Source organism: Rhizorhabdus sp. P4_G6 (assembly GCF_056401045.1).
In genome coordinates this window covers 1-9352 of sequence record NZ_JBFUKC010000041.1, presented here as the reverse complement: position 1 = coordinate 9352, position 9352 = coordinate 1, and the positions used below count along the sequence as shown (strand labels likewise).

Genomic DNA, 9352 nt, shown 5'->3' with positions numbered 1-9352 from the left:
GCTGGGCGCACCGCTCGCCCTGCTGCCCGCGGCGGGCGGACTGCCGCTGTTCGGCTTCGCGAGCATCGCGCTGCTGCTCGCCGGCGGAATCGCCGGGGTTCCCTGGCTCGCGCGGCAGACGCTGGGCTGGTTGTCGCGGCGGCCCGCCCGCCATGTGCCGCAGCTGCTCGCCACGCGGCACGTCCATGGTGCGCCGGGCGAGGTGGCGACTGCGCTGTGCGGGATCGTCGCCTCGACCGCGCTGATGATCGCGATGGCGACGATGGTCACCAGCTTCCGCGTCGCGGTCGACGGCTGGCTGGGCCACGTACTGAGCGGCGACCTATATGTTCGCAGCGCCCTGCCGGGCTTCGCACCCGCCGACCAGGCGCGGCTCGCGGCGACACCGGGGGTGGCGGAGATGCGTTTCTCGCAGCAGATCCCGCTGATGATCCGGCCTGACAGGCCGCCGATCATATTGGTGGCGCGTCCGGTCGGCCGGGAAGGCCGCGATCCGCTGCTCGACCTGATCGAGACCGGCCCGCCCGCACCCGCTGGCAACGTGCCGGTCTGGGTGTCGGAGCCGGCGTCGCGGCTCTATGGCTGGCGGCCGGGCGCGACGATCAGCCTGCCGATCGCGCCGGGGCAGCGCTTCGCGATCCTCGGCATCTGGCGCGATTATGCACGGCAGAACGGCGCGGTGATCATCGACACCGGCGACTATCAGCGGCTGACCGGCGATGCGATGCGCAACGAGGCCGCGATCGCCGTGCGAGAGGGTGCGGTGCCGGCACAGGTCGGCCGCGACCTTGCCGCGCGCTTGCCGGCGGCGCTGGCGATGCAGACCGAGATCAGCGAGCCCGCGGCGCTGCGCCGCTTTGCGCTCACGCTGTTCGACCGCAGCTTCGCCGTGACCTATCTGCTCGAGGCGGTGGCGATCCTGGTCGGGCTTGCCGGGGTCGCCGCGACGATGTCGGCGCAGACCGTGGCGCGCACCCGCGAATTCGGGATGCTGCGCCATCTCGGCGTATCGAAGCGCCAGATCATCGCGATGCTTGCCACCGAGGGGGCGCTGCTCGGCCTGATCGGCGGCCTGGCCGGGGTGCTGCTCGGGCTGATCCTGTCGCAGGTGCTCATCCATGTCATCAACCCGCAGTCCTTCCACTGGACGATGTCGACGCATGTCCCGGTCGGCACGCTGGCCGGGGTGATCGCGGCGCTGGTGGTGGCCGCGGCGGGCACGGCGATGCTCGCGGGGCGCCGGGCGACGTCGATCGACGCGGTGCTGGCGGTGAGGGAGGATTGGTGATTCGCGCACTGGGCATACCGCTCGCGTTGATCGCGACGGCCGCGATGGCGGCGCCTGCCGCGGATTATCCCGCGGTGAAGCCGGGGCTGCAGTTGCGCTTCCCTGCCGACCATGGCGCGCACCCGGCGTTTCGCACCGAGTGGTGGTACGTCACCGGCTGGCTCAAGGCACAGGATGGCCGCGCCTTCGGCTTCCAGGTGACCTTCTTCCGCAGCCGAGCCCGCGTCGACCCTGCCAATCCGAGCCGCTTCGCCGCGCAGCAGATCCTGTTCGCGCACGCCGCCCTGTCCGATCCGAAGCTGGGCCGCCTGCTGCATGGTGAGCGCGCGGCCCATGCCGGCTTCGGGCTCGCGGTGGCGGCGATGGGCGACGCCGATATCCGCATCCGGGACTGGCGCCTGCGCCGCCTGTCCGACGGCCGCTTCGCCACCCGGGTGCAGGCCGATGGCTTCGCGCTCGACCTCGCGTTCCACCCGACGCAGAAGCCGATGCCGCAGGGCGAGAACGGCTATAGCCGCAAGGGACCGAAACCCGGGCAGGCGAGCTATTATTACTCGATCCCGCACCTCGCCGTTGCCGGCACTGTCCTGCGAGACGGCACGCCTCTGCGCGTGACGGGCGAGGCGTGGCTCGACCGCGAATGGTCCTCCGATTATCTCGCTCCCGACGCCGCCGGCTGGGACTGGACCGGCCTGAACCTCGACGATGGCAGCGCGCTGATGGCGTTCCGGATCCGGCGCAAGGGCGGCGGCGTGCTGTGGGCCGGCGGATCGTTTCGCCGCCCGAACGGAAGCGTCACCCGCTTCGCGCCGGGCGACATCAGCTTCCGCCCTCGCCGCACCTGGAAGAGCCCGGCGACGGGGGCGGTCTATCCCGTCGAGCAGCTGCTGAGCGTGCGTTTGCCCGAGGGCGTGAGGCGCTTCCCGCTGGTGCCACTGTTCGCGGCGCAGGAGCTCGACGGCCGGCGGACCGGCCTGCCGGTCTATTGGGAAGGGGCGGTGCGAACCAGGGGGGGGCGCGGCTATCTGGAACTGACCGGATATGCAGCGCCGCTGGCGATGTAGGCACGGCCTCGGGCCGTGTCGGCAGATACGGGGAGGATTGCTGCAATGGTCGGGGCGATAGGATTCGAACCTACGACCCCTGGACCCCGAGACCAGTGCGCTACCAGACTGCGCCACGCCCCGACACATTGCAGGTGGGTGCGCCTAGCTGGGCAGCCGGTCTGCATCAAGTCAAAAAGACTCTGAAGCCGGACACGCGCTGCTTTTTCAGGCCGGCTCGGCGTGCGGCGAAGAGCGGTTCGGATCGGGCGATGTTGGCCCTTGGGCATCGATCGGTACACACTGTGCAACCGCAAAAAGAAAGGCCCCTGCCGGGGGGCGGGGCCTCTCCGATTATCTTATGAACGCGAGGGCCGGAGCTTCAGGCCGCCTTCGCGGCCTTCGCGCGCTCGATCGCTTCGAGCACGATCTGGCGGGCTTCCTCGGCGCCCCCCCAGGTGCCGATCCGCACCCATTTCTTGGCCTCGAGATCCTTATAGTGAGTGAAGAAATGCTCGATCTGCTGCATCACGATCTCGGGCAGATCGTCCTTCTCGCCGACCTTGGAATAATAAGGGAAGGTGCCGTCCACCGGCACGGTCAGCAGCTTTTCGTCGCCGCCGGCTTCGTCCTCGAGCTTGAGCACCGCGATCGGCCGTACCCGGACGACGCAGCCCGGCACGAACGGCGAGCGCGCAACGACCAAGGCATCGAGCGGGTCGCCGTCGGGCGACAGCGTGTGCGGCACGAAGCCGTAATTGCACGGATAGCGCATCGGCGTGTGCAGGATTCGATCGACGAACAGCGCGCCCGACTTCTTGTCGAACTCATATTTGACGGGTTCGCCGCCCACCGGCACTTCGATGATGACGTTGAGGCTGTTCGGCGGATCATCGCCGATCGGGATAAGGTCGATGTTCATAGGGCGCGGCTTTATGCTGCACTGCACCGAATGCCAAGCGGGAATAAGGCCGACCGCGCTGATTTCGGCGACGAAATGCAGGAGGGGCGGCAATCTTCCCTCCCGCCCCGAATTTGTTCTAAGGCCGCTGCGATGAGCAAGATCGAAACACCGCGCCCGATCCGGGGCACGCAGGACATGCTGGGCGAACAGGCGCGGCGCTTCAGCCATGTCGTCGACACCTTTGATCGCGTTCGCCGCCTGTACGGCTTCGGACGAGTCGAGGTTCCGGTGATCGAGCCGACTGCGGTGTTCGCGCGGTCGCTGGGCGAAACCACCGATGTCGTCTCCAAGGAGATGTACAGCTTCGACGACCGTGGCGGTGATTCGGTGACGCTCAGGCCGGAATTCACCGCCGGCCTCTGCCGCGCTTATCTGACCGAGGGCTGGCAGCAGCATGCGCCGCTGAAGATCGCCACCCATGGCCCGCTTTTCCGCTACGAACGGCCGCAAAAGGGGCGGTATCGCCAGTTCCACCAGCTGGATGCCGAGGTGATCGGTTCGGGCGAGCCGCAGGCCGATGTCGAGCTGCTGTGCCTGGCCGACCAGCTGCTGCGCGAGCTCGGCATTTCCGACGGCGTGACGCTGACCCTCAACACGCTCGGCGACGGGGCGACGCGCGACGCGTGGCGTGCTGCGCTTGTCGCGCATTTCGATCGGCATCGCGGCGAGCTGTCCGAGGACAGCGTCGATCGTCTCGATCGCAATCCGCTGCGCATCCTCGATTCGAAGGACCCGCGCGACCGGCCGATCGCCGACGCGGCACCCGAGATCGACGCCTATCTGTCGGCCGAGGCCGGCGCCTTTTTCGAGGCGGTGACCAAGGGACTGGAGGCGGCCGGGATCGCCTGGGTGCGCAACCCCCGGTTGGTGCGCGGGCTCGATTATTACCGGCACACCGCCTTCGAGTTCGTCACCGACCGGCTCGGCGCGCAGGGCACGGTGCTCGGCGGCGGCCGTTATGATGGGCTGATCGAGGCGTTGGGTGGCCCGCCCACGCCGGCGGTCGGCTGGGCCGCCGGGATCGAGCGGCTGGCAATGCTGATCGATGCGCCCGATACCGAGACGATCGATGTCGCGGTGGTGCCGATGGGGGACGGTGCGCAGGCCGTCGCCGGTACGGTGCTCGCCGATCTGCGCCGCGCCGGCATCGCGGCCGATATGGCCTATAAGGGCAATATGAAGAAGCGGATGCAGAAGGCCGATGCGTCGGGAGCGACCTGGGCGGTGATCATCGGCGATGACGAGGTGGCGCGGGGCGAAGTGGCGCTGAAGCAGCTCGACGACCAGACCCAGCGCTGGGTGCCGGTCGGCAAGCTGATCGAAACGCTGCGGGGCTGACGCCGATGGCCGGGATAACATCGGCGCGGATCGCGCAGATCGAGGCGCGTCGCGACGAGCTCCAGGCGCTGATGTCCCGTGGCGATCTGCCTTCGGATCAGTTCGTCCAGCTGTCGAAGGATTATGCGGAGATCGAGCCGGTCGCGGTGGCGGCGGGCGAGGTGCGGCGGCTGCGTGCCGAGCTCGAAGTGCTCAAGGGGCTCGCGGAAGACGACAGCAGCGATGCGGACATGCGCGCGATGGCGGCCGAGGAGGTCGAGGAGATCCGCGCCAGGCTGCCCGAGGCGGAACGCGACCTGGCGCTGAAGCTGCTGCCGCGCGACGCCGCCGACGAGCGATCGGCGATGCTCGAGATAAGGGCGGGGACGGGCGGCGACGAGGCCGCCCTGTTCGCGGGCGACCTGTTCCGCATGTACCAGCGCTATGCCGAGGATCGCGGCTGGCGGGTCGAGCTGATCTCGGCCAGCGCTGCGGATCTCGGCGGCTACAAGGAAGTGGTGGCGAGCGTCACCGGCGCCGGCGTGTTCGCGCGGCTGAAGTTCGAGAGCGGGGTCCACCGGGTCCAGCGCGTGCCGGTCACCGAATCGGGCGGGCGGATCCATACCTCCGCGGCGACGGTGGCGGTGCTGCCGGAGGCGGAGGAGGTCGACGTCCAGATCGACGACAAGGACCTGCGGATCGACGTCTATCGCTCGTCCGGCCCGGGCGGCCAGTCGGTTAACACCACCGACAGCGCGGTGCGGATCACCCATCTCCCCTCCGGTCTGGTGGTGATCCAGCAGGACGAGAAGTCGCAGCACAAGAACAAGGCCAAGGCGCTCAAGGTGCTGCGCACGCGGCTCTATGAGCAGGAGCGCGAACGGCTGGCGAGCGCTCGGGCCGGCGCGCGCAAATCGATGGTGGGGTCGGGCGACCGGTCGGAGCGGATCCGCACCTATAATTTCCCGCAGGGGCGGGTGACGGACCATCGCATCAACCTGACGCTGCACCGCCTTCCGGACATCCTGGAAGGACCTGGGCTGAACGAGCTGATCGGTGCGCTGATCGCCGAGGATGAGGCCGAGCGCCTCGCCCAGCTGGATAGCTGAGGCCGATGGTCGAGAAGGTTCGCACCGCGCTAGCGCGTGCGGCGGCGATCCTGTCGGAGAGCAGCGGCAGCGCGCGACTCGATGCCGAACTGCTGATGGCGCATGCGCTGGGTGTCGATCGCGGCGTGATGCTGCTCGGCTGGCAGGACATCGCGGCGCCCGAGGGCTTCGATGCGCTGGTGGCGCGGCGGCGCGCGCATGAGCCGGTCGCCTATATCACCGGTCGGCGCGATTTCTGGACGATCAGCCTGGATGTGGCGCCGGGTGTGCTCATCCCGCGGCCCGACAGCGAGACACTGATCGAAGCGGCGGTCGATCATTTCGGCCGGGCCGGGCCGGCGCGGGTGCTCGATCTCGGCACCGGATCGGGCGCGCTGCTGCTCGCCGCCCTGGCCGAGTGGCCGCGTGCGACCGGCCTCGGGATCGATCGGTCGGTCGCTGCGGTCGACATCGCGCGCGGCAATGCGGCGCGGCTCGGGCTGCTTGGCCGGGCGGAGCTCCGGGAGGGCGACTGGGCGGCGGGGCTCGACGAGCGTTTCGACCTGCTGCTGTGCAATCCGCCCTATATAGCCAGCGATGCGGTCCTGCCGCCCGACGTCGCCGATCATGAGCCGTCGACGGCGCTGTTCGCCGGGCCGGCTGGGCTCGATGACTATCGGCGGCTGGCGCCCGAGATCGGCAGGCTGCTGGCCCCGGGCGGCCTGGCGGCGATCGAAATCGGTGCAGATCAGGCAGATAGCGTAGTTGCGCTGTTCGCGGCCAACGGCATGGACGGGGCGGTTCGCCGCGATCTCGCCGGGCGAGACCGCGCGATCGTCGTCAGAGGCTGATCCTTTTATCGCATGGCCACATATTGTGCTTGGAAATCGCGGCGCGACCCCCTACATCGGGGCTATTGACGGGCCTTGGATGCGTATCGCACCGGCCCATGCTACGACCTCCAATGCCAGGGGCGCTGTTTTTTCGAGCGACCATGACGTAGGCGGATGCGGACCGAAAGGGTTCGTGCCTGTGGGCGGCGTGCATCTTTTACGGTTTGGGGGCGATGGCCCCCTCATGGCTCCGGGACGGTCCCGGTGTAGGGAGTGGTGAACCGATACCACCAGTGACGAGGACATCGGAAAGTTGATAAATAATCGGCAGAACGGCCGCCGTCGCGGTCGTGGCGGTGGTCAGGGTGCACCCCCGCGCAATGGTTCCAGTGGTGGCGGTCAGGACCGCGGCAATCGCATCGACAATCGCGCGCGCGGCAATGCCGCCCAGCTCCATGAGAAGTATAAGGCGCTGGCGCGCGACGCGCAGATGCAGGGCGATCGCGTCAATACCGAATATTATCTCCAGTTCGCGGACCATTATTTCCGGGTGCTAAGCGAGAGCCGGTCGCGCTTCGAGGAGCAGCAGCCCCGTCCCCGCCGCGATGACTATGCCAACCAGTCCGACGAGGATTATGGCGACGAGGGCGAGCGGATCGGCAATGACGACCGCCAGGCGCCAGAGCCGATCTTCGCGATGCGGGAAACCGATGCGCAGCGCGATTTCGGCGACCGCGAGACGTCCGACGGCAATCGTGGCGACGGTAACCGCGGCAACCGCGACAATGGCAATCGTGGCGATGGACATCGTCGCGCCAGCAATCGCGACGATGTCCGCAGCGACGGCAACCGGAACGAAGCGTCGCGTGGCGACGCCAATCGAGGCGGTGGCAATCGAGACGACGTGAATCACGCCGACGGCAACCGCGGCGATGGCGAGCGTGGCGAGGAAACCGAGCGCCGTCCGCGCCGCGGCCGTCCGCCACGTGCGGAACAGGGCCACGTGGCCGCCGAGCAGCGCCCCGCACCCGTGGAATTGAACCTGGGGCCTGTCGCCGAGAGCAGGCCCCCGGTCCAGGATGCCCCGTCGGCCGAGGAAGAGCCGCGTCCCGTCCGCCGCCGCGGTCGTCCGCCCAAGGCGCAGCCGGCCGAGCAGATCGAGGTCGATCGCCTGCCGCCGTCGCTTTCGCTGAAGACGCCGGTCGAAGATGGCAGCGAGGGCGGCGACCGTCCGCGTCCCCGGACCCGCAAGCCACGCGGCGAATCTGCCGTGGCCTGAACAGGCTGGCATGGCTCAAGGAAAAGGGCGGCTCGCGGGCCGCCCTTTTTGCATTCGGCGTGGATCAAACTGTGCCCACTCTCCGTAGATGTGCCGCAATGTCGGGGTGGTCGGCTCATTCGAGCCGACTTGAAATCCCTTAATCCTGCTCGTCGATATGGCCGACATCGTCGTCATGGCCGGTGCCCGAGCTCAGGAATATCAGCCCCATCAGCGCGCCAGCCAACAATATGGTGAGGGCGACACCGGCGCTGGTGGCGATGATCATCGTCGCGGTGAGCGGCGAGCCGTCCGCCCTGAGGTAGATCAACGCGGCGGCCACGCTGAGCGCCGCGGCCGCAACCACCCAGCGCATGATCCAGCGATAGCGCGCCCAGGCGCGCGCCGCATAAACCGGATCGGAAAGGCGATTCCGGCGTCGGGGTGGTCTTGTCATGGCTTCCATTTGGGAAGGAAAAGTGGGACTATCAAGGCGGTGGAGACCAAACTCCGTTGGGGATGCGCCTGCGTCCCTGTCGAGAAGGCGGCTCCCCAGCGTGGCTTGGCCTGCCCTGCATGGCCGGGCGTAGAACGGGGGTAGGAGGCCGATATGACGATTGCGGCAATGCTTCATGGGCGACCCAACAACAGCATTATCAGCGTGTCGCCGGATATGCCCGTGAACGGGGTGCTCTCGCTGCTGGCCGACAAGCGGATCGGCGCGGTGCCTGTCATGGAGAATGAGCAGCTCGTCGGCATCCTGTCCGAACGCGACATGATCTATGGCATCCGCCGCGACGGAGCCGATTTTCTGAACCGCCAGGTGCGTGACGTGATGACCTCGCCGGTGATCACGGTGACCAGCAACACATCGCCACTCGAGGCGCTGGCGATGATGACGCAACGTCGGATCCGCCATCTGCCGGTGCTCGACGATGGCGTCGTCATCGGGTTCGTTTCGATCGGGGATCTGGTCAAGTTCAGGATGGAGCGGATCGAGAGCGAGGCCGCGGCCCTGCGCGAATATATCCAGACGGCCTGATCGGGGCTCGCGCCGGCTGGCCGTTGAGGGGTGTGCGCTGCGGGGTTCGTCGCGAATCTCTGCGATCCAGAGTAAAAGCAGCCTCTATCAATGACTTGGCGGCTCGGAAATTTCAGCAGTGCCGAATCGGAAAGGTTGATTCGGCTCGGCCGGATCCCATATCGGTTTCAACGATGGCGCTGAAATGCCCGGAAAATCTGGCTCGATTGGCGCTGTCGTTTTTTTGTAATTTTGTTGTTGACCGGGTGGGGCCTCCCCCATAGAAGCCGCTCCACCGACGGGGGTGACGCGGTTTCGACCGGGCCTCCACCGTTACTTTCCTGATCGTTAGATCGATCACCCGAAGAGATTATTCTTGGGGGAGGGAAGGTTTTCGGTTCTTTCTCATTGTTGGATTGATGAAGGGACATGTGGGCGGCGGCTCCGGTTTCTGGCGGCTTCAAGGCGTCGGAGGATCGGTTTAAAGTCAAGTCGTTCCATGTCTTAATATGCAAACACACTTTGTGTATTGTGCAGGAA

9 protein-coding genes and 1 tRNA gene are annotated in these 9352 nt (G+C 67.4%); 7 read left to right on the top strand and 3 right to left on the bottom strand.

The window, feature by feature from the left end; genetic code table 11:
* Both AC1DPF_RS18645 and AC1DPF_RS18640 read left to right on the top strand, forming a co-directional pair.
* Positions 1 to 1288 (top strand): FtsX-like permease family protein (locus tag AC1DPF_RS18645; RefSeq protein ID WP_477962879.1); only part of this gene is annotated, 1288 nt, incomplete at its 5' end.
* Positions 1285 to 2352, top strand: a complete 1068-nt coding sequence (locus AC1DPF_RS18640; protein ID WP_477962877.1) for a lipocalin-like domain-containing protein — start codon at positions 1285 to 1287, stop codon at positions 2350 to 2352. The genes AC1DPF_RS18645 and AC1DPF_RS18640, both read left to right, overlap by 4 nt.
* 46 nt (positions 2353 to 2398) lie before the next feature.
* Here the strand turns inward: AC1DPF_RS18640 and AC1DPF_RS18635 are convergent.
* Positions 2399 to 2475, bottom strand: a tRNA-Pro gene (locus AC1DPF_RS18635).
* Positions 2476 to 2713: 238 nt separating this feature from the next.
* On the bottom strand, positions 2714 to 3253 hold the full coding sequence (ppa, locus tag AC1DPF_RS18630; RefSeq protein ID WP_477962875.1) for an inorganic diphosphatase: 540 nt from the start codon (positions 3251 to 3253) through the stop codon (positions 2714 to 2716).
* 132 nt (positions 3254 to 3385) lie between these two features.
* Here ppa and hisS point away from each other — a divergent pair, with 132 nt between their 5' ends.
* From hisS to AC1DPF_RS18610, 4 genes are all read left to right on the top strand, one after another.
* Positions 3386 to 4633 (top strand): histidine--tRNA ligase, encoded by a 1248-nt coding sequence (gene hisS / locus AC1DPF_RS18625; RefSeq protein ID WP_477873206.1) that lies wholly within the window; start codon positions 3386 to 3388, stop codon positions 4631 to 4633.
* Positions 4634 to 4638: 5 nt separating this feature from the next.
* The gene (prfA, locus tag AC1DPF_RS18620) at positions 4639 to 5721 is read left to right on the top strand and encodes a peptide chain release factor 1 (RefSeq protein WP_477873204.1); all 1083 of its coding nucleotides are present in this window, start codon (positions 4639 to 4641) and stop codon (positions 5719 to 5721) included.
* A gap of 5 nt (positions 5722 to 5726) precedes the next feature.
* A complete protein-coding gene (gene prmC, locus AC1DPF_RS18615) occupies positions 5727 to 6551 on the top strand; it encodes a peptide chain release factor N(5)-glutamine methyltransferase (protein ID WP_477873202.1) in 825 nt (274 codons plus the stop codon).
* 295 nt (positions 6552 to 6846) lie between these two features.
* The gene (locus AC1DPF_RS18610; protein WP_477873200.1) at positions 6847 to 7812 is read left to right on the top strand and encodes a DUF4167 domain-containing protein; all 966 of its coding nucleotides are present in this window, start codon (positions 6847 to 6849) and stop codon (positions 7810 to 7812) included.
* Between the two features lie 139 nt (positions 7813 to 7951).
* Here the strand turns inward: AC1DPF_RS18610 and AC1DPF_RS18605 are convergent, their stop codons facing one another.
* Positions 7952 to 8257: a hypothetical protein gene (locus AC1DPF_RS18605; protein WP_477873198.1), complete on the bottom strand. Its 306-nt coding sequence runs from the start codon at positions 8255 to 8257 to the stop codon at positions 7952 to 7954.
* A gap of 144 nt (positions 8258 to 8401) precedes the next feature.
* On the opposite strand from AC1DPF_RS18605, the gene AC1DPF_RS18600 reads away from it, so the two are divergent.
* Positions 8402 to 8833, top strand: a complete 432-nt coding sequence (locus AC1DPF_RS18600; RefSeq protein WP_477962873.1) for a CBS domain-containing protein — start codon at positions 8402 to 8404, stop codon at positions 8831 to 8833.
* Positions 8834 to 9352 lie beyond the last annotated feature (519 nt).